Below are 21,210 nucleotides of genomic sequence, written 5' to 3'. Positions count from 1 at the left end.
GTGGCCCCCCTCGGCCCGCTCCCTCCGGGGCACGGCCCGGGGCAGGGACCGGGTCCGGGGCAGGACCGGGCGACGTCGGAGTCTTCGGCGGAAGAGCCGCCACCGTTGCCGGACGACACGGAAGGATGGACATGACCACCGTCGGCTTCCTCTACCCCGGACACTCCGCCGAGGACGACTACCCGCGCATGGAAATGCTCTTCGGCAGCGACATCAGGCTGCAGGTGGTCCACACGGACATCGGGGAGGACGCCCACCGCGTCGACGCGCTGCTCGAGATGGGCGCGGACGCACGGCTCGCGGCGGGGGTGGAGGAGCTCCGGCTGGCCGGTGCCGAGTCCGTCGTCTGGGCCTGCACCAGCGGAAGCTTCGTCTACGGATGGGAGGGCGCGCACGCGCAGACGCGCGCCCTGGCCCTGGCGGCGGGGCTGCCGGCGTCGAGCACGTCGTTCGCCTTCGCCCACGCCGCGCAGGCGCTGGGCGCCCGGCGGGTGGCCGTCGCCGCGACCTATCCGGAGGATGTCACGGCCCACTTCGTCGCCTTCCTCAAGGAGGCGGGCATCGAGGTCGTCGCCGACCGGGCGAGCGGGATCATCACCGCCGCCGAGGTGGGCACCTGGGAGTGGGACCAGGTGCGCGCACTGGCCCGCGCGGGAGACCATCCGGACGCGGAGGCCGTGCTGATGCCGGACACGGCCCTGCACACGGCGGCGTACCTGCCGGCGCTGGAGGAGGAACTGGGCAAGCCGGTTCTCACGGCGAACCAGGTGACGGTCTGGGAAGGGCTGAGGCTGGCGGAGCGGCGCGCGTGGGCGCCGAAGCTGGGCACGCTGTTCGCGCGCCGTCCGTGACACCCGCCGTCCGTGACGCGAGGTGGATGGGGCCCTGTGGCCGGCCGAGTGCCGTCGGTGAGTGGTGGCGGGGAATAACCGGAGATGCCCTCCTGTTGGGCGTGGCGACACGTGACGCCATACGCGGGAGGGTTTGACCGGTGGACGACGAGAGCCGAGGGGCGACGGGCGCGCATCCGGACACGGACACGGCGGCGGATCCGGCCGTCCGGACCGGGCGGGCCGCTCCGGACGGGGCGGGCCGAACCACCGCCGACCCGGCGACCGGCCGTGCGACCGACGCGACGACCGAGGCGAGGGACGGGATCCGGGGCACCGCGTACGGCTCCGCTCCCGTACCCCTGTCCGTACTGGACCTGGTCACGGTGGGCAGCGGCTCCACCGCCGGCCACGCCCTGCGCACCAGCGTCGCCCTCGCGCGGCTCGCGGAACGCCGCGGCTACCAGCGGCACTGGATCGCCGAGCACCACTCCATGCCCGGGGTCGGTTCGTCCTCCCCGGCCGTGATCCTCTCCCACCTCGCCGCCCACACCGACCGCATCCGGCTCGGTTCGGGCGGCGTGATGCTGCCCAACCACGCGCCGTTGGTGATCGCCGAGCAGTTCGGCACGCTGGAGGCGCTGGCGCCGGGCCGGATCGACCTCGGACTGGGCCGCGCGCCCGGCACCGACGGCGCGACGGCCGCCGCCCTGCGGCGTACGGACCGGCTGAACGAGGGCGCCGACGACTTCCCCGAGCAACTCGCCGAGCTGATCCGCTTCCTGGACGACGACTTCCCGGACGCGCACCCGTACTCCCGTATCCACGCGGTGCCCGGACCGGTCCAGGGGCCCACCGGCCGGCCGCCGGTGTGGCTGCTCGGCTCGTCCGGCTTCAGCGCGCGGCTGGCCGGCATGCTGGGGCTGCCGTTCGCGTTCGCCCACCACTTCTCCGCGCAGAACACCATCCCGGCGCTGGATCTCTACCGCGATTCCTTCCGGCCCTCCGCGGTGCTCGACGCCCCCTACGCCCTGATCGGTGTCGCGGCGCTGGCCTGCGAGGACGAGAACGAGGCCCGGCGGCAGGTGATGACCGGGGCGCTGTCGATGGTGCGGCTGCGCACGGGCCGCCCGGGGCTGGTCCCCACGCCGGAGGAGACCGAGGCGTACCGGTTCAGCCCGATGGAGCGGGAGTTCGTGGACTCGTGGCTCGGCAACATCGTCCACGGCACACCGGACGCGGTACGGGACGGCCTGAACGACCTTCAGAAGCGCACCGGAGCCGACGAGTTGATGATCACCGCCAACGCGCACGGCGGTGACCTGCGCGTACGCAGCTACGACCTGATCGCCGACGCGTACGGCCTGCCGACGGAGGGCTGAGCCCCGGGACCCAGGGGCTCCACTTCCGCGGCTGTCCGAGGGCCGATTGTCAGTGCCGTCTCCTAGCGTGTTCGTAGTGGGAGGCGGCGCGGACGGAAAGCCGCTCCCGGAACAGGAGAGGTCTGTCATGACGCGTGCGACGACGTACCTGGAGCTGTCCCAGGAGGGCGGCGGGGCGCACAAGTTCTACGAGGTGACCGTGGAGGGGACGGTCGTCTCGGTGCGCTACGGGCGGATCGGCGCGGGCGGTCAGACCCAGGTCTCGTCCTTCCCGACCGTCGCCAAGGCGCAGGCGGCGGCGCAGAAGAAGATCGGCGAGAAGGTCCGCAAGGGTTACGCCCCGGCGGTCCAGGGGCAGCGGGCGGCCCGTCCGGTGACCCGCCGCCAGGTCACCTCGGCGCCGTCCACGGCCCGCCGTGTCGCGCCCGTGCTCTGGCGGTTCCGGACGGGATCCGCGGCGTTCGGCATCCACATCGACGAGGACCGCTGCTGGGTGGGCAACCAGGAGGGGGACGTCTACACGCTGAGCCACGGCGGCGAGGTCCTGGCCCGCTACCAGCTCCCGAACGGTGTCAAGTGCCTGGTGGCGGACGACTTCTGGATCTACGCGGGGTGTGACGACGGCAAGGTGTACGACCTGTCGTCCAAACTGCCGCACGCCGCCTACGACATCGCGGCGGATGTCGACATCTTCTGGCTGGACATCCACGAGGGCGTGCTGAGCGTGTCCGACCACGACGGCGGTCTCACGGTCATCGACCACGAGGACGAGCACCAGTGGGCGCGCAAGTCGACGGGACGGTACGGCTGGATGGTGCGGTCGGACGGCAGGGCGGTCTACCACGGGCACCTCGAGGGCGTGACGGCCTACGAGGCGGGCGGCTCGGCGGAGTTGTGGCACACCCCGACCAAGGGCGCGGTGCTGTTCGGCTGGCAGGAGGACGACTCGGTGTACGCGGGCATGTCCAACAACGTCGTCCAGCGGCTGTCGAAGACGAGGGGCACCATCGAGGCGACGTACCGCTGCGACGCCTCCGTGTACTCCTGCGCGACGGCGCCGGACGGCCGTTTCGTCTTCGCCGGGGACAGCTCCTCCTCGGTCTACTGCTTCGCGGCGGACGGGACCCGGCTGTGGAAGCTGGGCACGGGCGACGGCTCGGCGCTGTCCATGCAGTACCTGGACGAGAAGCTGTACATGGTCACCACGTCCGGCGCGCTGCTGTGCGTGGACGCGAGCGACGCCGCGATCCGGGCGGCGGAGCAGGGCTCGGTCCCGGTGCCCGTGGACATCAAGTCGGCGGCGGCGCTGCCCACATACACCCCGGCCACGACCGTGCAAGCGGTCTCGTCGGTGTCGTCGGTCTCTTCCGACGCGGCCGGCGGGGTGGTCGTGGAATGTATCCAGGACGGCGGGCGACTGCGCGTGCACGTGGTCTCGGAGGGCTACGAGCCGACGTGGAACGTCCAGTTCCCGCGGGCGATACGCGAGGCGGGCACCCGCTACGTCGTGGACGCCCTGCACCCGGCCCAGGCCGGCTTCTACCGGGTACGGGGCGAGATCAGGCGCCTGGTCTGAGGGCCGGGCCGTCGGACTTGACGGGTACGGGCGGGGGCGCCCGTACCCGTACGACGCGAGGCGTGAGGCACGAGGATCAGGAGGTGGTGCCTTCGGCATCGTCCGCGGGTGTGGCCGGCTTGTGGGCCAGGAGGTACGCCTGGGGGGTGCGTTCCCCGCTCTCGCGGGCGCGCTCCAGCCGGGCGCCGATCTCGAACCCGGCCTTCTCCAGCAGCTCCGCGAGCCGGTCGGGCATCCAGCGGTGGTAGTCGAGGTCCGTCCGCTTGTCGAAGGCCGTGGGCAGGTGGAAGATCCCGTCGCCCACCTGGAAGGCGAGCAGCAGGCGGCCGCCCGGGGCCAGCACGCGGTGGAACTCGTCGAACAGCTCGTGGACGGCCTCCGGTGGAGTGTGGATGACCGAGTACCAGGCGACGATGCCGCCGAGCGCTCCGTCCGCGATGTCCAGGGCGGACATCGACCCCACCTCGAACCGCAGGTGCGGGTGGGCGCCCCGGGCCACCTCGATCATGGCGGGTGACAGGTCGACGCCGAAGACGTCCAGGCCGAGCTCGTTCAGGTGCGGCGTCAGGCGGCCGGGGCCGCAGCCGAGGTCGGCGACCGGGCCGGAGCCGTCGGCGATCACGAGCTCGGCGAAGACGCCGAGCATCGCCCGCCCCCAGGTGTCGGCCTCCAGCGCCCGGCCGAAGGCCTCGGCGTACTCGACGGCGATGGCGTCGTAGCCCGCCCTGGTGGTGCGGAGGTAGGAAGGATCGGTCATGACCGAGGACAGTAGCCCCCCGCCCGGCGTCGCCGCCGGGAGATTCCGCGGGCGCGGGGCAACCTTTGGGAGCGCGGCGGAGACAAGGGGATGTGAGCCGGCGTGACAGCGTGACAGCGTGACAGCGCGGCGGACCGAGGACTGCTCCACGGGCCGACGTCGGCTCCGTACCCCCCACTCACAGGAGGAAGAGCCGCCATGTTCTTACGCCCACTCCGCTCCGCGGTGATCGCCGTCGCGGCCGGGGCCCTCTCCCTGATCGGGTTCAGCGGGCCCGCCCTCGCCGCGCCGGCCGCCACCGCCACCACTACGGGCACCGCCGCCTCCGGCGCCCCGGCCGTGGCCGCCGCCTGGAACCCGCCGAGCAATCTGGTCCAGCCGCTGGACCAGGTCTGGCGGCACGTCGAGTCGACGTACCCCAACCTGTACGGCTTCAAGAACTACGGCTGGGACCAGGTGATGGCCAACAGGGGCACCCTCAACTACTGCGTCCGCTGGGACAGCGACCAGCCGGTCACCGCCCAGATGCGGGACGAGATCCACACCGCCCTCCAGCGGCAGTCCAAGAAGTGGATCGACTCGGTCGCCGGCTTCGAGGGCTTCCCGTACGCCACGGTCCCGGTCAAGATCGTCGGCTGGGCGGTCAGGAACCGTTCCACGCTCCAGTGGACCGACAACTCGGTCGACATCTACACGAACATCATCGGCGAGGGCGCACCGCAGTGCGCGCCCGACTGCGGGCGGTTCTTCCACCAGGACGGCGACTACTCCAAGTGCCCCGGTGGCGCGGCCCGCCACTACGACCAGTCGCTGTGGCTGACCAAGGGCTTCGGCGGCGGCGCGGGCGGAGACTGGGGACAGCGGATCGGCAGTGAGTACATGCTCGGCGCCCGCAACCAGGACAACATCCACATCCTCCTGCACGAGATAGGGCACACCTACGGGCTGGACGACTTCTACGACTGGACGCCGACCGGTGTCGGCGGCTTCCTCATGCAGGCCGGGACCGCCGACCGCATCACCGAGTTCGACAAGTGGATGTACCGCGACTTCTGGCGCCACCTGAAGAGCCGCTACGGCCTCTGACGGAGGCCAGGTCACACCACGCCGGGCCCCGTGGGCACCGCGCCCACTCTCGTCGCACCGCGCGGACTCACGTCGCACCGCGCCGCCGGGCGTCTGAGCGGGCGCTCACGGGCGCTCAGACGTTCGGCGGGCGCACCGCGATCATCTCCGCGATCCGCTCCGGCGCCACGGGGCGCGAGAACAGCCACCCCTGCCCGGTGTCGCAGCCGATCCGCTGGAGCCGTGACGCCTGCCCGGAGGTCTCCACGCCCTCCGCCGTGACCGTCAGCCCCAGCCGGTGCGCCAGCTGGACCATCGCCTCCACGATCGTCTCGTCGGCCGGGCTCGGGTGGACTCCCTCGTCGTAACGGAAGCCCCGTACGAACGAACCGTCCAGCTTGAGGACCGAGACCGGCAGCCTGCTGAGGTAGGCGAGGTTCGAGTAGCCGGTGCCGAAGTCGTCGATCGCGATCCGTACGCCCATGTCGCTCAGGGCCTGGAGCGCCTGGAGCGGACGGCCCGCCGAGCCCATCACGGCCGACTCCGTCAGCTCCAGTTGCAGCAGGTACGGGGCGAGCCCGGTCTCCGCCAGGATCTCGGCGACGTCCGCGACCAGGTCGGAGTCCCAGACCTGTCGCACGGCCACGTTGACGCTCACGAACAGCGGTTTGGTGTCCGGGTGGTCGCGCTGCCACTGCCGCGCCTGACGGCATGCCGTCCGCAGGACCCACCGCCCGAGCGGGACGATCGAACCGTCCTCCTCCGCGATGCCGATGAACCGATTCGGCGACAGCGTGCCGAACTGCGGGTGGTTCCAGCGCACCAGCGCCTCCACCCCTCGTACGACCCCGTCGGCCATCCCCACCAGCGGCTGGTACTGGAGCGTGAACTCCTCGCGCTCCACCGCCGGCCGCAGCGTCGAGGTGAGCGCCTGACGGGTCATCCGGTGGGCGTTGCGCTCCGGGTCGAACAGGGTCCAGCGGGCCTTGCCGTCCGCCTTCGCCCAGTACAGCGTGGTGTCGGCGGCCTGCATCAGACCCGTCGGGGTGGTGCCGGCCACGGCCCGCTCCACCACACCGATGGAGGCGGAGACGGCGAGCCGCTGCCCGCCCAGGTCGAACGGCCGCTGGAGCGCGGCCAGGACGGAGCGGGCCAGCCCCGCGAGCTGTTCCGTGCCGGTGGAGTCCTCGACGAGGATCGCGAATTCGTCGCCGCCGAGCCGGGCGACCAGATGGCCGCCGCTGCGGGTGTATCCGTCGTGGTCGGCGCACTCGGTGAGCCGGGTGGCGACGGCGGCGAGGAGCTGGTCCCCGGCGCGATGGCCAAGCGTGTCGTTGATGGCCTTGAAGCCGTCGAGGTCGAGGTAGCAGAGGCCGATCCGCCCCGTTCCGCCGTGGCCGGGACCGTACACGTCGGCCTCGGCGTCGGTATCGGCGTGCGCGTGGGCGGGGTCGTACGGTCTCGTGCCGCGGGGTCTGCCGCCCCCGTACGGTCCGCTGTCGGCGTGGGGCCTGTCCGCCTCGTGCGGTCTGTCGGTCTCGTACGGTCTGCTGTCGCCGTACGCGCCATGGCCGTAGGGCCCCTCGCCGCGGTGCTGCTCGCCGTACGGCAGGCCGCGCTCGTAGGCCCGGCCGCGGTCGTAGGTCCGGCCACGCTCGTACGACGTGCCTTCCAGCGCCGCCGTGAGCCGTTCGAAGAACAGCGTGCGGTTGGGCAGCCGCGTCACCGGGTCGTGCATCTGGAGGTGGCGCAGCCGCGCCTGGAGGTCGCGCCGGTCGCTGATGTCCGCGATGGACAGCAGCACCGTGCCGCTCTCCGGCAGCGGTGAGACGGTGACCTCGGCCCAGAGCGTGCGCCCGTCGGTGTGCTTGAGGCGGCGCGTGCAGCGGAAGCGCGCGCGGCGGCTGTCGAGGACCGCGCGGTAGGCGTGCCAGGTGCGGCGGTCGGAGGCGAGGTCGACGAGGTCGGCCGCGTCCTGTTCGATCAGCGTGCCGGGTTCGGCGCCGAGGAGCGCGCCGAACGCCTCGTTGGCGCCCAGGACCGTGCCCTCGCGGTCGAGTACGGCCATGGCGAGCTGGGCGGTCCGGAAGGCGGCGCGGTAGTCGTGCGACTCGGCGGCGGTCGTGCCGGTGACATGACGCTCCGGGAACGAGCCGGCGTCCGGCGCGGCCGGGGGTGAGGACGGGACGGCCGGCGGTTCCACGGTGCCGGACGTGGCGACCGTCGCAGGATGCGGCCCTTCGGAGGTTCCGCTCACGGATCGCTCCCGCGGTGCAGTCGTGTCGTACATGGGGGGTGTCGGTCGGCCGGAGAAAGTGTGCCGATCATAGAGGGAGGCCGGGCGGCCATTCCAGCTCCGCCCCCCGGAACAGGCCCGTAGCCGGTGGCGACGGTCACTGCGCGAACGTTTTTGCGCGACCGTGGCCTGAGATTGTTCGCTTTAGACCGGTTGTGACATGTCCTGTATGCGTGGAGCGCGGGCGCGGGGCGCGAGTCTCACCTGGATGGGGCGCCAAAACAGGACGGTTCACAGCCCCGGTGCACAGGGTGGGGAAGGTGTCCCCCCATTCCCTGGCCGGAGGTCGATGTGGAGCGTCCGCAGCCGCTCGGGGGCGTGGTGCCGACCGCCCGGCCGCCCGGCGGCGTGCTGCCGCCCGGCCGTACGCCGGTGGGCGGCGGGGCGGAACGCCCGCGTCCACGCCGGTTCGCCGCCGCCGTCACCTCCCTCCTGGCGTTCGCCGCCACCTCCCTGGTGGCGGGGCCCGCCGCGGAGGCGACCTCCGAGGGGCCGTGCGCCCTGCCCCGTACCGCCGCCCACCACTCCCTCGGCCTCACCACCTGGAACAAGGCCTACCCGCGCCCGGTCCGTTCCCTCGACGCCGTCATGATCTTCCTCTCCTTCCCCGACTCGACGCCCCGGTCCGACCCGGCCGAACTGGTGGCCGACCACTTCCCGGCCACCAGCCGGTTCTACGAGCGGGCGTCGTACGGGGCCTTCACCCTTCACCCCCACCCACAGCTCCGATGGCTGCCGATGCCGCGCGCGTCCACCGCCTACGGGATGCGCCGCGACTGGGAGCCCGCCCGGCGCACGGCCTATCTGCGCGACGCGCTGGCCGCCGCCGACCCCTCGGTCGACTTCTCCCGCTACGACCTCGTGTACCTGGTGGCCGACCCGGACGCGCCGGGGGTCGACTCCGACGCCACCAAGGTCGTCAACTTCGACCGGCCGATGCGGGCGGACGGGACGGACATCCGGCGCGTCGTCACCGTCTTCGAGCGCCATCCGCCGGACCGCAACGTGCTGGCCCACGAGACGGGGCACATCTTCGACCTGCCCGACCTCTACCACCGGCCGACCGACGGCAAGGGGGACTGGGACACCTACGTCGGGGACTGGGACGTGATGGGCAGCCAGTTCGGGATGGCGCCCGATCTCCTCGCCTGGCACAAGTGGAAGCTGGGCTGGCTGGACCGGCGGCAGGTGCGGTGCGTGGCGGCGTCCGGCCCGAGCCTGCTCACCCTGGAGCCGGTGGCCGCGCCGCCCGTCGCCGGCCGGCGTACGGGCACGAGGCTGGCGGTCGTCAGGACCGGCGAGGACACGGCCCTCGCCGTCGAGGCGCGCGCCGCGACCGGCAACGATCTCCACACCTGCAAGGAGGGCGTCCTGATCTACCGGGTGCGCGGCCGGGTGCCCTCGGGCGGCGGTCCGGTCGAGGTGGTGGACACCCACCCGGGCAGCCGGGCCTGCTGGGACCGGTCGGTGTACCCGCCGCTGGCGGACGCGCCGCTGGGGGTGGGCGAGACGTTCACGGTGCCGGGGGAGCGGCCGGGAGAAGGGACGCGGGTGGAGGTCTCGGACCGTACGCCGGCGGGCGCCTGGACGGTCAAGATCACGCCGGGCGTGTGAGGGGCGGGCCGGCGAGGCCCCCGGGCTTCACCGCTCGGCCCGGCCCCGCCCCGGTGCCACGCGGACGTGCGCGCGTTCGCCCTGTTTGCCGATGAGGCTCAGGAACTCGACGGGACCGGCGCCGGCGGCCCCGAACCAGTGCGGGGTGCGCGTGTCGAACTCCGCGGCCTCCCCGGGGCCGAGCACCAGGTCGTGTTCGCCGAGTACGAGGCGGAGCGTTCCGTTGAGGACATAGACCCAGTCGTAGCCCTCGTGGGTGCGCGGGTCGGGTTCGGCGCCGTCGCTTCCGGCCGGGAGGACGAACTTGTAGGCCTGGATCCCGCCGGGCCTGCGGGTCAGCGGCAGGACGACCGAGCCGTCGCCGCAGGGGATGGGACGCAGGTTGACGCGGGGGTCGCCGGTCCGCGGCGCGTCGACGAGCTCGTCGAGCGTGACCCCGTGGGCGCGGGCGAGCGGGAGCAGCTGCTCCAGCGTGGGACGACGCAGACCCGCCTCGAGCCGGGACAAGGTGCTGATGGAGATGCCGGTCTCCGCCGCGAGGTCGGCCAGCGTGGCGTTCCGACGCGTCCGAAGACGTTTCAGCCTCGCTCCGACAGCGTCAAGAGTGCGGTCGATGGCTTCGTCCATCCGGCCATTTTGCCATTCGGCAACGACGTTTGCGTATTCGCCTCCCCCGTCAGCACCATCGAGAACCAACCGGGGAACGCACATGTACGACGAGGGAGGACGACCTGTGGCGCACGGCTTCGACAAGGACTTCTGGGAGCGGCACTGGCAGGAGGGGCGAGCCGAGGGCCCGGGATCGATGGGCGGCAACCCGCCGAACCCGTACCTCGCCCGTGAGGTCAGCGGGCTGACACCGGGCACGGCGCTGGACGCGGGGTGCGGTGCCGGTGCCGAGGCGATCTGGCTCGCCTCCCACGGCTGGGACGTCACCGCGGCCGACATCTCGTCCGAGGCCCTCGCGCGCGCCGCCCGGCGAGCGGCGGCGAGCGGGGCCTCCGAGCGGGTGCGGTGGGTGGCGGCGGACCTGGGCGTCTGGCACCCGGACACGCGATTCGACCTGGTCATGACCCACTATGCCCACCCGGCGATGCCCCAGCTGGACTTCTACGACCGCATCGCCGACTGGGTGGCTCCCGGCGGCACGCTGCTCATCGTGGGACACCTGCACACCCCGGAGTCCACCCCGCACGCCCCGGACTCCGCCGGCCACGGGCACCACCCTCCCGCCGAAGCGTCGGTCACCTCCGCGGCCATCACCGCGCGCGTGGACGGCACGGAGTGGGAGATCGTCACCGCCGAAGAACACCGCCGTACGCTCACCGGCGGCGGGGGCCGGACGGTCCCCCTCCACGACGTCGTCGTGCGCGCCACCAGACGGCGAGGGTGACCGAAAAACGAGGGTGACCGAAAAAAGGGGAGCCCCCTCGCGTGTGCGAGGGGGCTCCCCTTCGTCTGTGCGCCGCCAGGGACTCGAACCCCGGACCCGCTGATTAAGAGTCAGCTGCTCTAACCAACTGAGCTAGCGGCGCCTGCTGACGTCGTAGACATTAGCACCCGGATCGGCATGGAGAAAAATCGCTGTCCGCAGGCCGGAACCGGGGGCGTTCCCGCTGGTCGGAGCGGTGACCGTGGGAGCGGGCGGAAGGGTGGTCACCGGGCCCGGAGCTGTGCCGTCCGCCACGTGGGGGAGGGGTACGCGGTCCGGCCCGGCCCTGCGTACGGGGGCGCGGGTGAGTGCGCGGGAGGCGTGGCCGGGCGCGGTACGGGGCCGGCGGAGGCCGTCGGTCCGGCCGGGCTCGTACCGCGGCCCGGACTCCGGTCGCCGCGCGGGCCCCGTTCTTCGCGTTCTCCGTGTTCCCTGTGTTCTCCGCTCCGGGCGCGGGCCGCCCGTACACAGGCCCAGAGCAGCACGTCCGGTCCGGGCAGCCAGGGGTGGCGGACGTCGGGTGCCACCACCCAGCGCGGCCCCGACGGGGCGCCGGGCGCGAGCGGCGGTACGGTCACGGCGTCGCCCGTGCCATGACACAGTAGCGCCGGCAGGACGTTGTCCCGGCCTCCGTGACCAGAGCCGCCCCACTCCTCCCAGGAGAGCAGGGACGGCAGCCGCTGGGCGGTACCGGGCGTGGCGAAGAGCAGCGTACGGCCGCGGTGCGTGGCGACCGGGCCGGAGCCCGGACCGTCGAACCACAGGTGGTCCAGCATGCGCCGGCCGAAGACCGCGGGCGCGCTCACCACGTCGAAGGCCGTACCGCAGGGCAGGACGCCGGGCGTGCGGGGACGGGCGGCCCAGCCGGAGAGCGTGGCGCCGGGAGCCGCACCGGCGGACGCGAGCCAGTCCGCGCCCGCCGGGGTGACACGCGCGGTCAGGTGCCGGGCCGCCTCCCACGGGGCGCCGAGGAGACCGGCGCGGCACGCGTCGTCGCCGGCTCCTGGGCTCAACGGGTCTTCATCTCGTAACCATGCGCTCATGACGTCAGGTGTACCGGGAGGGATGGTTCCTCTCTCGGTACTTCGGGGAAAGCGCGGCAGACCGGGGCGAGAGGGAGTAACCTGCCCCGCCCTCGGCATATGCCATACGGGTACGGTGTCCGGCCCAGGCCGCCGACCGGGTAACCGGCGCCGCTCCTCGACGGGCAGACCTCACCGGTCGCGGCACTGAGGGCTCCCCTTAGATGTCGGCCAAGCCGTTGCCCCGCAGCAGGTCCCGGCCGAACTCGACCATCTTCTTGGCATAGTCCTCGGTCCATTCCGCGCGTTGCGCGATGTCCGCGGTCGTGAGCCGGTCGAAGCGGCGCGGATCGGCGAGCTGGGCGGCGGCGACGGCCTGGAACTCGACGGCCCGGTCGGTCGCCGCCCGGAACGCGAGCGTCAGCTCGGTCGCCCTGGCCAGCAGCTCCGCGGGGTCCTCGATCGATTCCAGGTCGAAGAAGTGCTCGGGGTCGGCGACCGCCTCCGAGGGCTCGAAGAGCAGCGGCGCGGGCCTGAGCCGCCGCTCGCTCCGCTCGGGATCCGCCATGTGTGTGTCCTCCTGCTCGTGCTCTCGTGCTGTTCGTGCGCGTACCGGCCGACTTGGGCCACCTTCCATTGTCCCGCCCGCCGCAAGGGGGCCTTCGGGGCGTGCGGTCTCCGGCGTGCGCGCGGGCCGCGCGGGGCGCGGGGCGTGCGGGCGCGGCGCGGGAGCGGGAAGTGGACGCCGCGGACGCCCGCGGCCACCGATGAGTTTCCGGGCCCGCACCGGTCGACAGTGGCAGGAAGCGCGCCCGCGCCCCGCTGCACCCGTGACAACGACAACGGCTGACGGAGGTACCGATGGTCACCGAAGGATTCACCACCTGTCTCTGGTTCGACGGACAGGCGGAAGAAGCGGCGAACCACTACATCTCGATCTTCAAGAACTCCCGGCTCGGCCGCATCACCCGTTACAACGAGGCCGGGCCCGGGGAGGTCGGCTCCGTCTTGGTCGTGGAGTTCGAGATCAACGGGCAGAAGTTCGTCGGGCTGAACGGCGGTCCGGAGTTCACGTTCAACGAGGCCGTCTCGTTCCAGATCCGCTGCGCCGACCAGGACGAGGTGGACCACTACTGGACCGCGCTCGGCGAGGACGGCGAGGAGGGCCCGTGCGGTTGGCTCAAGGACAAGTACGGCGTGTCCTGGCAGGTCGTCCCGGAGGCGCTCATCGACATGATCGCCGACGCGGACCCGGAGAAGGCGAGGCGGGCCACGGAGACGATGATGACGATGGGCAAATTCGACATCGCGGCCCTCCGCGCGGCCTACGAGGGCGAGTAGCGAACGAACGGAGCCGCCCCGGGCCCGGGGCGGCTCGTACCGCCTACGGCTGCCAGCTCACCCGGTGCTCCGACAGCCGCGCCAGCACCGCGTGGTTCGCCTCCCAGCCGTCCGGGAATTTGATCGTGACCCCGAGCTGGACGGGCTCCGTCGAGGGGTGCTCGTCCAGCAGCTCCGACACGCCGGCCCGGCACACCACGACGCAGGCGTGCCGGTGCCGGGAGGCGAGGACGCACAGCCGTCCCGTCTCCAGGTGGAACGCCGTCGCGTCCGGCCGCCCGGACAACGGGTGGAGCACGACGGTGACGTCGAACTCCCGGCCCTGGAGCCGGTTCGCCGTGTCCACGGCGACCCCGCTCACGCCCAGTTCCGCGAGCGCCGCACGGACCGCCGCCGCCTGGTCGCGGTGGGCCGTGCCGACGGCGATCCGGTCGGCCGTCACCGGCCGCGGGCCGGGGGAGCGCTCGCTGGTCGCCGCCGCGCCCCGGTCGAGCAGCCGCCGTACGACCAGGGCCACGGCCCGTACCGCCTCGGGGTCCGTCCGGGGCGTACGGCGGGCGGGCAGCTCCAGCAGCCCCCAGCCCGACTCCGCCGCCTCGTCCAGCACCCGGTCGGGGCCCGAGCCGTCGGACGGCACGCCGAAGGCGAGGGTCCGCTCGCCGGGCGCCGTACCGCTGCGGAAGGGCGTGTACGGGTAGAACGCGTCCGACACCAGCGGCGCCGCCGACGCGGGCAGCCGCCAGGAGACCGGCAGCCGGTGCTGGGGGAGGTCCGGGTTGTGCGCGAGGAGCGTGGACACGGCGCTCGCCGAGGGGTCGTACGACAGCCCCGCCCACTGGTCCGCGCCGACCACGCTGAACGGGTCCAGCTGGCCGGGGTCGCCGACGAACAGCGCGCGCTCGAAGAGCCCGGCGACCGCGAGCAGCGCGTCCGAGCGCATCTGGTACGCCTCGTCCACGATCGCGTGGCTCCAGGGCTCGACGCCCTGGACGTGCGCCCACTTCGCGGCCGTCGAGATGACGATGTCGAGCCCGGTCAGGTCGGCGGCCTTCGCGGACTTGCGGACGTTCGGCAGGTCGTCGAGCACCTTGTCGTAGGGATCGGGGTCGTTGCTGTGCAGCCGGCCGACGGGCAGCTCCGGGTCCTTCTCGGCGAGCCGCACGACGAGGTCGTCCACCTGCGCGTTGGTCTGCGCGACGACCATGAGGGGCCGCCCGGCCGCGGCCAGTTCGCGCGCCGCCCGCACGACGAGCGTCGACTTGCCCGCGCCGGGCGGGGAGTCCACGACGACGCCGCGGTGCGGGCCGTGGAGGGTGTCGCGCAGGATCGCGTCGGTGGCCCGGCCGGCGGCGGCCCCGGGGTCGAAGCCGGCGGCCGTGTCGTCGGGTCCGGCGGAGCCGGATGACCGGCCGCCGGCCGACGGGGGACCGGCGTTCGGACCGTCGGCCGACCGGCCCGCGGGGTCGGGGCCGTGAGTGGCGGGCGCGGTCAAAGGAAGTCCTCCTCGGTCATGGGGTCGGGGCCGACGGCCGCGTCGGTTCCCGTACGGCCGTACGAACCGCGTGCCGCCCCCGAGCCGTCCGGCGCGCCGACGCCCGGCGTCCCGTCCGCGCCCGGCGGGCCGCCGTGGGTCCAGGGCGTGTCCTCGGGGTCCGGCAGCTTCGGCCCGCCGCGCTGGTCGTGCTCGAACAGCGTCCAGGCGATCCGGTCGCCCTTCTCCGGCACCGAGCCGGGCGCGGGATCCTTGGCCCGGCCCATGCGGTCGGTCAGCCGCAGCACCGGCGAGCCGTCCTCCTCGTACCGCACGAACTCGGCGGACTGCGGTTTGCCGTCCAGCGAGCGGTACACCTTCACGCCCTCGCCCAGCTGCGGCCGGTCGTCGGTGCGGACGGTGACCAGGGGGCGGGGGCTCGGGCGCCTGCTCTCGCTGTACGCCATCACCACCTCCGTCACCTCGCTCAGGAACGCCTCACCGGACAGCCTGCGGCCCGCGAGCACCAGCGGATCGTCCAGTGCCTCCTGCGCCTCCAACTGGCCCTGGGCGCTCTCGCGCGAGGCGAGCTTCTGCGCGGCGGTCACCGCGTCGTCGTGGCGGGGCTGAGGTGGCTCCCCGGCCCGCACCCGGTCGCGGTGGCCGGTGAACGACCAGCGGTCGCGGGTCCAGCGGTCGGCGACCCGCCCGCCCTCCGGCAGCTCCCGCAGCAGGTCGAGGGCGTGCCAGACCGAGTCCCAGGTGGGCCGCATGACGTCCGCGAGCAGGGCGCGGATCGCGTGCTCGGCGGCGGTGAGCCGGGCGAGCCGCTCCTCCGCCCGGGGCCCGTCCTCCGCCGCGGCGAGAGCCTGGCGGGCGCGGTCGTACGCCTCGACGGCCGGGGCGAGCAGCTTGTTGTCGAACGCCGGGTCCGTCGCCGGTCCGGCCGGCGGGCACACCAGCTGACCGGCGGGGTCCCGGTCCAGCTCCGCGTGGAGCGCCGCGTCGGCGCCGCTGAGCGACCCCGGCGGGTCGATCCAGGCGAGCAGCGCGCCGAGGTGCTGGTCCTCCAGGCTCGACTGGCCGGTCGCCCAGTGCCGGTTCAGCAGGTCGGTCGCCGCGAGCAGCAGCGAGGAACCGGGCACCCGGGCGCGCTCGCCGTAGTGCGTCAGCCAGCGGCCGAGCAGGGGGACGCGGGGCGGGGCGGGGTACGCGGCGTCGGGGTCCTCCTCGGCCGTGCGCCGGAACCGCATCGAACGCCCCAGCAGCCGTACGAAGTCGATCCCCGGCCGGCTGGGCACGACGATCTGCGGCGCGTCCGCGCACAGTTCGACCGTGACCTTGACGCGCTTGCCGGTCTCCGGGTCGGCCTCGGACCGCTCGGCCGGTTCCACGGCGTCGGCGTACTCGTCGAGGTACGGCAGGACGGCCTCGGCCAGCTCGCCGAGGAACGCGAACCGCAGGTCGCGGTCGCGGGGCTGGGCGACCGTCAGCAGCCGCGGGGCGTCCCGCTCGGTCCCGACGAGCGCCCCGAGCGGTGCCCCGGCCTCGCCGGCGGTCGTCAGCGGTACGAGCACGAGGGGCCGGTCGGAGATCCGCCGGTGCCGGACCGTGGCCAGCGGCTGCGCGCTGCCGCTCGCGACGGCCTCCATCCGGGCGAGCGTGCTGATCAACGACATCAGGACTCCGTCCGGGCCGAGGCGGACCGGCCATGGCCGTGGCCGGTCGCGGCCGCTTCACCGGTGCCGGCGCGAGAGCGAGTGCGGGTGCTTGTGGTGGTCGCGCCGGACGAACTGGTCCCGCCCGTCGACGCGGCCTCGCACGCCGAGAGGCTCCCGGCCGGCCCCGGGCCGTCCCGGCCGTCCCCTCCTCCGGTGCGCCCGGGGGCCGCCGCCGCGCTCGCCAGGGCCTCCGCCCGCAGCTCCGCCGCCCTGCGCAGCGCCGCCACCGTCGGGTCCCGGGGGTCCCCCGACTCCCCGTGGGCCGCCGCCAGCACCGACGCGACCGTCGTCAGGCCGCCCAGCTCGCCCCGTACGCCCCGGCCCAGCGCCTCCACCGCGTCCGCCTCCCGGGACCGGGCGCGGCAGTGGAAGGCCAGCTCGCAGGCCGCCAGGCACTCCGGCGCGTAGGAGGCGGGGACGGAGTCGACCGCCGCCGTCAGCTCGTCGCCCGAGCAGTGCTCCAGGTCGAAGGTCGTGCCCTCCGGGACCGTGTCCGCGATGTCCTCGATCCGGGTCAGCCGCGCCAGCTGCCGACGCGTCACGGAGAGCTGTTTGCGCACGTCCACGACCGACGCGGTCGGCAGGTTCGAGAAGTCCCTCGGACAGACCAGCAGCACCCGGTCGGCCACCTCCGCGCCCGCCGTGCGCGCGGCGACCCGCTCCAGGGCCAGCACGTACACCGCCGCCTGCCGCGCCGCCGCGCCCACCTTCGACGGGTCGGCCGAGCCGTCGATCATCGGGAAGGACTTGATCTCCACGACCGTCCACCGCCCGTCCGGGCGCACCACCACCGCGTCCGGCTCCAGATACGCGGGCGAGCCCGCCACCTCCAGCGCCAGCAGGGGATGGTCCAGCAGCGTCCAGCCCCCGGACCCGGTGGCCTCGCGCAACGCCAGGGCCGTACGGGCCACCCGTCCCTCCGGCCCGGACGCCGACAGATCGGGGGTGGCGGCGGCGCCGGGACCGGGCGGCGGCTCCGTGCCGCCGAGCCGCTCCACCAGCAGCCGCAGCAGTTCCGTACCGCCGTCGGCCTTCACCTTGGCCTCGAACGCGTTCCCCCGCATGAAGGCGAACTGGGACTGTCCGAACGGCGCCGGCGCGCCCAGCGCCGACGCGAGCGCCCCCTTGTCGACCCCGGCGCTGTCCAGCAGCGCCCGTCGTCGGCAGCCCGGGTTGGCCGCGAGGGCCGCCAGCGCGCGGGCATCGAGGGGATGCGGCGCGAGGGTCGGCCCGCGCAGCTCAGCGAGCCGTCGCCGGAGTGTCGTCTGCGGAAGGGGCGCCGACGGCGTCCTCGGCTCCGGCACCGGCCGTGCCGCCGGTGCCGGTGGGGGTGCCGGCGCGGGTCCGCTGCCCAGGGAATCGCTCACCCGCCGAAGTCTCGCATCCGCCGCTGACAATGGCGGCGGGACGGGTCGGGAACGGCGCGGTCACCGGCGCCGCGCCGGGTTCGGGAGCGGCGCCGAGCGCGTCGGAGAGCCGCCCCTCGGACCGTGCGCGCCGCTCGCGTACGCGTGCTCCCCAGAGGCGGTCGGCAGCCCGCGTCACGGGCTTGACCAGCAGCCCTCCGAGCACCACCACCGCGGCACCCCCCACCGCGTCCAGGAAGTAGTGGTTCGCCGTCCCCATCACCACCACCGTGATGACCAGCGGATAGACCACCCCCAGCCACTTCACCAGCGGCGTGCGGGCGTACCGCCACATCATGACGCCGCACCACACCGCCCAGCCGACGTGCAGGCTCGGCATCGCCGCGTACTGGTTGGTCATCCCGCCGAGACCGCGCGGGGCGCTCGCCTCGCCGCCCCACCACCCGTACGCGCTGTACTGCGCCATCGTGTCGACGAAGCCGTACTCCGCGGCCAGCAGCCGGGGCGGGCACGTCGGCATGAGGACGAAACCGGCCAGGCCGAGGACCGTGACGCACAGGATCCAGACGCGGGCGCTCCGGTAGACGTCCGGCCGGCGGCGGAACAGCCAGACGAGGATGCCCGGGGTGACCACGTAGTGGAGCGCCGCGTAGAGGAAGTCGGCGGGTATGCCGATGGCCGGGGTGCTCGTGAACAGCCGGTTGAGCGGGTGCTCCAGATTGAGGAAGAGCGCCTGCTCCACGCGCAGGATCGCCAGCCCGTGCTCGACGGCCGTCGACACGTCACCGCCGGCCAGCAGGCGGACCGCCGAGTACGCGGCGTAGATCACGAGAACCAGCGGCAGCTCCGCCCACCAGCGCGGCCGGTGTCCCGCGGTCGGCGTGGGGCTGGCGGCGGCGCTGGCGCTGTACGGCAACGGCATCCGGGCGGTCTCCATCGTGAGTTCATACAGCTTTGGGCCGGCGTTCAACCGTACGGCGTACGTCCTCGGGGCCTTCGCCCGGGTGTCTCCGGGACACCCGTTCGACAGCATCGGCCGACGGAGAGTGGGACGCCGGGATTCCGCCCGCGGTTGCCCCCGAAAGGCCGGCCTTCGTTCAGGTGCGCGATGATGGGGCGGCATCAGTTGTGAACTTTCAGGGAGAGCCCTCCATGGCACCGCGCATCCTGCTCGCCCGGCACGGCCAGACCGCCTGGTCGCTGTCCGGACAGCACACCGGCAGGACGGACATACCGTTGCTCGAGGAGGGCCGCCGGGGCGCCAAGCTGCTCGGGGAACGGCTGCACCGCGCTCCCTGGTCCGGGCTCGCCTACGCGGAGATCCGCACCAGCCCGCTGGCGCGCGCGAGCGAGACCTGTGCGCTGGCGGGCTTCGGGGAGCGGGCGGACGCGTGGGACGCGCTGATGGAGTTCGACTACGGCGCGTACGAGGGCATGACACCGACACAGATCACGGCGGACCGTCCGGACTGGTTCATCTGGCGGGACGGCGTCCCGGACGGCGAGAGCCTGGCGGAGGTGTCCGCCCGCGCGGACGAGGTCGTCGCCTGGGCGCGATCGGCGGACCGGGACGCGCTGGTCTTCGCGCACGGCCACATCCTGCGCGCGATCGGCGCGCGCTGGCTGGGCGAGGACATCTCCTTCGCGGCGCGCATCCGGCTGGCGCCCACGTCGCTGTCGGTCCTGGGCTGGGCGTACGGGAGCCCGGCCATCGAGGTGTGGAACGACACGGCGCATCTGGAGGTCTGACGGCCGGCCGCCGGCCGCTGACCGGCGACGGCAGTCCGACGGCAGGCCGCCGACCGCTGACCGCCCCGCCGTACCGCCCTTCCGCCGTACCGCCCTTCCGCCGTACCGCTTGGTGCGTCTCCGGATGACGCGTGTCCGGCCTCTCCGTGTCCGCCTTCCGCGTGTCCGGCTCCCGCGTGTCCGGCTTATGCGTGTGCGCGCGCGGTCACGCGCGCGGGTCCGTCGCGGCGTGCCGCTCCAGGAACGTCGCCACCTCCGGCAGCCGCCGCTGCGGCAGCAGCGCGCGCACCGTTGCCGCGAGCCGCGTGTGGATGCGCGACGACTGCACCTGGTCCAGGAGGTCCAGCGCCTGGTGTCCGGCCGTCGCCGCCTCGTCCGGCGCGCCCGCGCGGGCCAGGTTCGTGGCCAGCTCGGCGCGATAGAGCGCGAGGTTGCGGGCGAAGTGCGGGTCCTGGAGGGCGGTGGCCCGGTACACGTGGCGGGCCGCCCGCCGCGCGTCGCCGAGCGCGGCGTGGCAGAGCGCCTTCTGCGCCTCCAGTTCGGGTTCGCCGAAGAAGGACATCCACTCGGGATCCGCGTCCGACGGGCCACGGTCGAAGTACGCGATGGCCCGGGCCAGCGTCCGTTCGCAGCCCGCCCGGTCGCCGACCTTGGCCCACCCGGCGGCCTCCCGCAGGGAGAGCAGCGCCAGCAGCCGGGACGAGCCGAGCTGCGCGGCGGCCCGCAGTCCCGCCTGGGCGGCGCGTACCGCTTCCCGGTACCGGCCCGAATCCCGGGCCAGGAACGAGGTGTTGGCGAAGGCGTGTGCCTCGACCGCCGGGTCGTTCGCGACGCGCGCCGTCGCGAGCGCCTCGGCGTAGTGGGAGCGCGCGTCGTCGAACCGGCCGGAGTCGTGGGCGAGCCAGCCGACCGAGATGGACAGCTCGCCGGCGCCGGTGTGCAGCCGCTCGGCGGTGGACCGGCGGGTGGGGGTGCCGGCGTCCAGCAGCGCGTACGCGGCGCGCAGCGGCTGGGCCGCCTGCCGGTAGAGCCCGTCGGCACCGTGTCGGTCGTCGAGCAGCCGGATCCGTCGTACGGCCTCCTCGACGGCGCTGACCTCGGCCTCGCCGACCCGCCGTGAGCCCGCCTCGCGGGGGCCGGGAACGGCGGCCTCGGCGGATCCGCCGAGGCCCAGGGACACGGCCACCACGGTGGCGGGGCCGGTCGTCATGAATGCGCGACGCAACACGTCGCTCTCCTCGCTGGTGTCGCCGGTGTGGTTCGTCGCCGGGACCGGGGCGGGGGCAGGGGTACGGGCGGCTCTGCCGCGTACCTGCTCCCGTGGCAGGAAACCCAGGTCCCTCAGGGTCAGTCCGGGAAACATGTGCAGGAAGACCCGTTCGTACGCGTAGTTGGGACAGCGGATCTCGCCTGCCTCCACCCGTCCGATATAACGTGCGTCGCAGGCGACTTGCTCACCGATCTCCCGCGCGGCCCTGCGCACGGCGGCGGCGAACTCCCCCGGCGACCGCTGGGCGCGCAGCCGACGGAAGGCGAGATTGGGAACTGACCGAGATGACGCCATGGCCGAGAGCCCTCTCCTGGTAC

The 21,210-nt window shown here is 73.6% G+C and carries 17 protein-coding genes, 1 tRNA gene and 1 pseudogene; 8 read left to right on the top strand and 11 right to left on the bottom strand.

Going from position 1 to position 21,210, the window contains the following annotated elements:
- Positions 1 to 131: 131 nt before the first annotated feature.
- From IG02_RS0118095 to IG02_RS0118085, 3 genes are all read left to right on the top strand, one after another.
- Entirely contained in the window at positions 132 to 851 is a 720-nt protein-coding gene (locus IG02_RS0118095; protein ID WP_030748602.1) for an aspartate/glutamate racemase family protein, read from the top strand.
- Positions 852 to 1,156: 305 nt separating this feature from the next.
- Positions 1,157 to 2,212, top strand: coding sequence for an LLM class flavin-dependent oxidoreductase (locus IG02_RS0118090; protein ID WP_030748599.1), 1,056 nt, complete (start codon positions 1,157 to 1,159; stop codon positions 2,210 to 2,212).
- A 127-nt stretch (positions 2,213 to 2,339) separates the two neighbouring features.
- Complete coding sequence (locus IG02_RS0118085) at positions 2,340 to 3,788, top strand: WGR domain-containing protein (RefSeq protein WP_030748596.1); 1,449 nt, start codon at positions 2,340 to 2,342, stop codon at positions 3,786 to 3,788.
- Positions 3,789 to 3,864: 76 nt separating this feature from the next.
- Here the strand turns inward: IG02_RS0118085 and IG02_RS0118080 are convergent, their stop codons facing one another.
- A complete protein-coding gene (locus tag IG02_RS0118080; RefSeq protein ID WP_037803269.1) occupies positions 3,865 to 4,545 on the bottom strand; it encodes a class I SAM-dependent DNA methyltransferase in 681 nt (226 codons plus the stop codon).
- A gap of 198 nt (positions 4,546 to 4,743) precedes the next feature.
- Here IG02_RS0118080 and IG02_RS0118075 point away from each other — a divergent pair, with 198 nt between their 5' ends.
- Positions 4,744 to 5,631 (top strand): hypothetical protein, encoded by an 888-nt coding sequence (locus IG02_RS0118075; RefSeq protein WP_030748589.1) that lies wholly within the window; start codon positions 4,744 to 4,746, stop codon positions 5,629 to 5,631.
- Between the two features lie 115 nt (positions 5,632 to 5,746).
- On the opposite strand, the gene IG02_RS38340 is transcribed toward IG02_RS0118075, so the two are convergent.
- Positions 5,747 to 7,867 carry a putative bifunctional diguanylate cyclase/phosphodiesterase gene (locus IG02_RS38340; RefSeq protein ID WP_030748586.1) on the bottom strand — a complete coding sequence of 707 codons (2,121 nt, stop codon included), beginning with the start codon at positions 7,865 to 7,867 and terminating at the stop codon, positions 5,747 to 5,749.
- A gap of 360 nt (positions 7,868 to 8,227) precedes the next feature.
- Between IG02_RS38340 and IG02_RS0118065 the strand changes: the two genes are divergently transcribed.
- On the top strand, positions 8,228 to 9,520 hold the full coding sequence (locus IG02_RS0118065; RefSeq protein ID WP_420707767.1) for a M6 family metalloprotease domain-containing protein: 1,293 nt from the start codon (positions 8,228 to 8,230) through the stop codon (positions 9,518 to 9,520).
- A 27-nt stretch (positions 9,521 to 9,547) separates the two neighbouring features.
- On the opposite strand, the gene IG02_RS0118060 is transcribed toward IG02_RS0118065, so the two are convergent.
- A complete protein-coding gene (locus tag IG02_RS0118060) occupies positions 9,548 to 10,147 on the bottom strand; it encodes a helix-turn-helix domain-containing protein (RefSeq protein ID WP_030748581.1) in 600 nt (199 codons plus the stop codon).
- An 82-nt stretch (positions 10,148 to 10,229) separates the two neighbouring features.
- Between IG02_RS0118060 and IG02_RS0118055 the strand changes: the two genes are divergently transcribed.
- Positions 10,230 to 10,913 carry a class I SAM-dependent methyltransferase gene (locus IG02_RS0118055; protein ID WP_199814037.1) on the top strand — a complete coding sequence of 228 codons (684 nt, stop codon included), beginning with the start codon at positions 10,230 to 10,232 and terminating at the stop codon, positions 10,911 to 10,913.
- 68 nt (positions 10,914 to 10,981) lie between these two features.
- On the opposite strand, the gene IG02_RS0118050 is transcribed toward IG02_RS0118055, so the two are convergent.
- From IG02_RS0118050 to IG02_RS0118040, 3 genes and pseudogenes are all read right to left on the bottom strand, one after another.
- Positions 10,982 to 11,055 (bottom strand) — tRNA-Lys (locus IG02_RS0118050).
- Between the two features lie 340 nt (positions 11,056 to 11,395).
- A pseudogene (locus IG02_RS0118045) lies at positions 11,396 to 11,995 on the bottom strand (hypothetical protein); the annotation flags it as partial.
- A gap of 199 nt (positions 11,996 to 12,194) precedes the next feature.
- Positions 12,195 to 12,542, bottom strand: coding sequence for a hypothetical protein (locus IG02_RS0118040; RefSeq protein ID WP_030748574.1), 348 nt, complete (start codon positions 12,540 to 12,542; stop codon positions 12,195 to 12,197).
- Positions 12,543 to 12,835: 293 nt separating this feature from the next.
- On the opposite strand from IG02_RS0118040, the gene IG02_RS0118035 reads away from it, so the two are divergent.
- Positions 12,836 to 13,315: a VOC family protein gene (locus IG02_RS0118035; protein ID WP_030748571.1), complete on the top strand. Its 480-nt coding sequence runs from the start codon at positions 12,836 to 12,838 to the stop codon at positions 13,313 to 13,315.
- Between the two features lie 43 nt (positions 13,316 to 13,358).
- On the opposite strand, the gene IG02_RS0118030 is transcribed toward IG02_RS0118035, so the two are convergent.
- The 4 genes from IG02_RS0118030 to IG02_RS39465 form a co-directional block, all read right to left on the bottom strand.
- Positions 13,359 to 14,642, bottom strand: a complete 1,284-nt coding sequence (locus IG02_RS0118030) for an AAA family ATPase (RefSeq protein WP_051765295.1) — start codon at positions 14,640 to 14,642, stop codon at positions 13,359 to 13,361.
- A 161-nt stretch (positions 14,643 to 14,803) separates the two neighbouring features.
- Positions 14,804 to 16,465: a hypothetical protein gene (locus tag IG02_RS0118025; protein WP_078854579.1), complete on the bottom strand. Its 1,662-nt coding sequence runs from the start codon at positions 16,463 to 16,465 to the stop codon at positions 14,804 to 14,806.
- On the bottom strand, positions 16,465 to 17,862 hold the full coding sequence (locus tag IG02_RS0118020; protein ID WP_420707766.1) for a hypothetical protein: 1,398 nt from the start codon (positions 17,860 to 17,862) through the stop codon (positions 16,465 to 16,467). Before IG02_RS0118020 ends, IG02_RS0118025 begins: the two co-directional genes overlap by 1 nt.
- A complete protein-coding gene (locus IG02_RS39465) occupies positions 17,747 to 18,811 on the bottom strand; it encodes a phosphatase PAP2 family protein (RefSeq protein ID WP_037803412.1) in 1,065 nt (354 codons plus the stop codon). The genes IG02_RS0118020 and IG02_RS39465 overlap by 116 nt, the downstream gene beginning before the upstream one ends.
- A gap of 215 nt (positions 18,812 to 19,026) precedes the next feature.
- Here IG02_RS39465 and IG02_RS0118010 point away from each other — a divergent pair, with 215 nt between their 5' ends.
- Positions 19,027 to 19,623, top strand: coding sequence for a histidine phosphatase family protein (locus IG02_RS0118010; protein ID WP_030748555.1), 597 nt, complete (start codon positions 19,027 to 19,029; stop codon positions 19,621 to 19,623).
- A 205-nt stretch (positions 19,624 to 19,828) separates the two neighbouring features.
- Here IG02_RS0118010 and IG02_RS0118005 read toward each other — a convergent pair whose 3' ends face one another.
- Positions 19,829 to 21,187 (bottom strand): hypothetical protein, encoded by a 1,359-nt coding sequence (locus IG02_RS0118005; protein WP_030748551.1) that lies wholly within the window; start codon positions 21,185 to 21,187, stop codon positions 19,829 to 19,831.
- Between the last annotated feature and the right edge of the window lie 23 nt (positions 21,188 to 21,210).

The sequence above is a fragment of the Streptomyces sp. NRRL F-5135 genome, assembly GCF_000719775.1.
In the GTDB taxonomy this organism is placed as follows: domain Bacteria; phylum Actinomycetota; class Actinomycetes; order Streptomycetales; family Streptomycetaceae; genus Streptomyces; species Streptomyces hebeiensis.
This window is presented reverse-complemented; position numbering and strand designations above follow the sequence as displayed.

Coding starts and splice junctions, on each gene's coding strand:
- IG02_RS0118010 (WP_030748555.1), top strand. CDS start 19,027: ATGGCACCGCGCATCCTGCTCGCCCGGCACGGCCAGACCGCCTGGTCG.
- IG02_RS0118040 (WP_030748574.1), bottom strand. CDS start 12,542: ATGGCGGATCCCGAGCGGAGCGAGCGGCGGCTCAGGCCCGCGCCGCTG.
- IG02_RS0118085 (WP_030748596.1), top strand. CDS start 2,340: ATGACGCGTGCGACGACGTACCTGGAGCTGTCCCAGGAGGGCGGCGGG.
- IG02_RS0118005 (WP_030748551.1), bottom strand. CDS start 21,187: ATGGCGTCATCTCGGTCAGTTCCCAATCTCGCCTTCCGTCGGCTGCGC.
- IG02_RS0118025 (WP_078854579.1), bottom strand. CDS start 16,465: ATGTCGTTGATCAGCACGCTCGCCCGGATGGAGGCCGTCGCGAGCGGC.
- IG02_RS0118075 (WP_030748589.1), top strand. CDS start 4,744: ATGTTCTTACGCCCACTCCGCTCCGCGGTGATCGCCGTCGCGGCCGGG.
- IG02_RS0118080 (WP_037803269.1), bottom strand. CDS start 4,545: ATGACCGATCCTTCCTACCTCCGCACCACCAGGGCGGGCTACGACGCC.
- IG02_RS39465 (WP_037803412.1), bottom strand. CDS start 18,811: ATGGAGACCGCCCGGATGCCGTTGCCGTACAGCGCCAGCGCCGCCGCC.
- IG02_RS0118060 (WP_030748581.1), bottom strand. CDS start 10,147: ATGGACGAAGCCATCGACCGCACTCTTGACGCTGTCGGAGCGAGGCTG.
- IG02_RS0118035 (WP_030748571.1), top strand. CDS start 12,836: ATGGTCACCGAAGGATTCACCACCTGTCTCTGGTTCGACGGACAGGCG.
- IG02_RS0118095 (WP_030748602.1), top strand. CDS start 132: ATGACCACCGTCGGCTTCCTCTACCCCGGACACTCCGCCGAGGACGAC.
- IG02_RS0118055 (WP_199814037.1), top strand. CDS start 10,230: ATGTACGACGAGGGAGGACGACCTGTGGCGCACGGCTTCGACAAGGAC.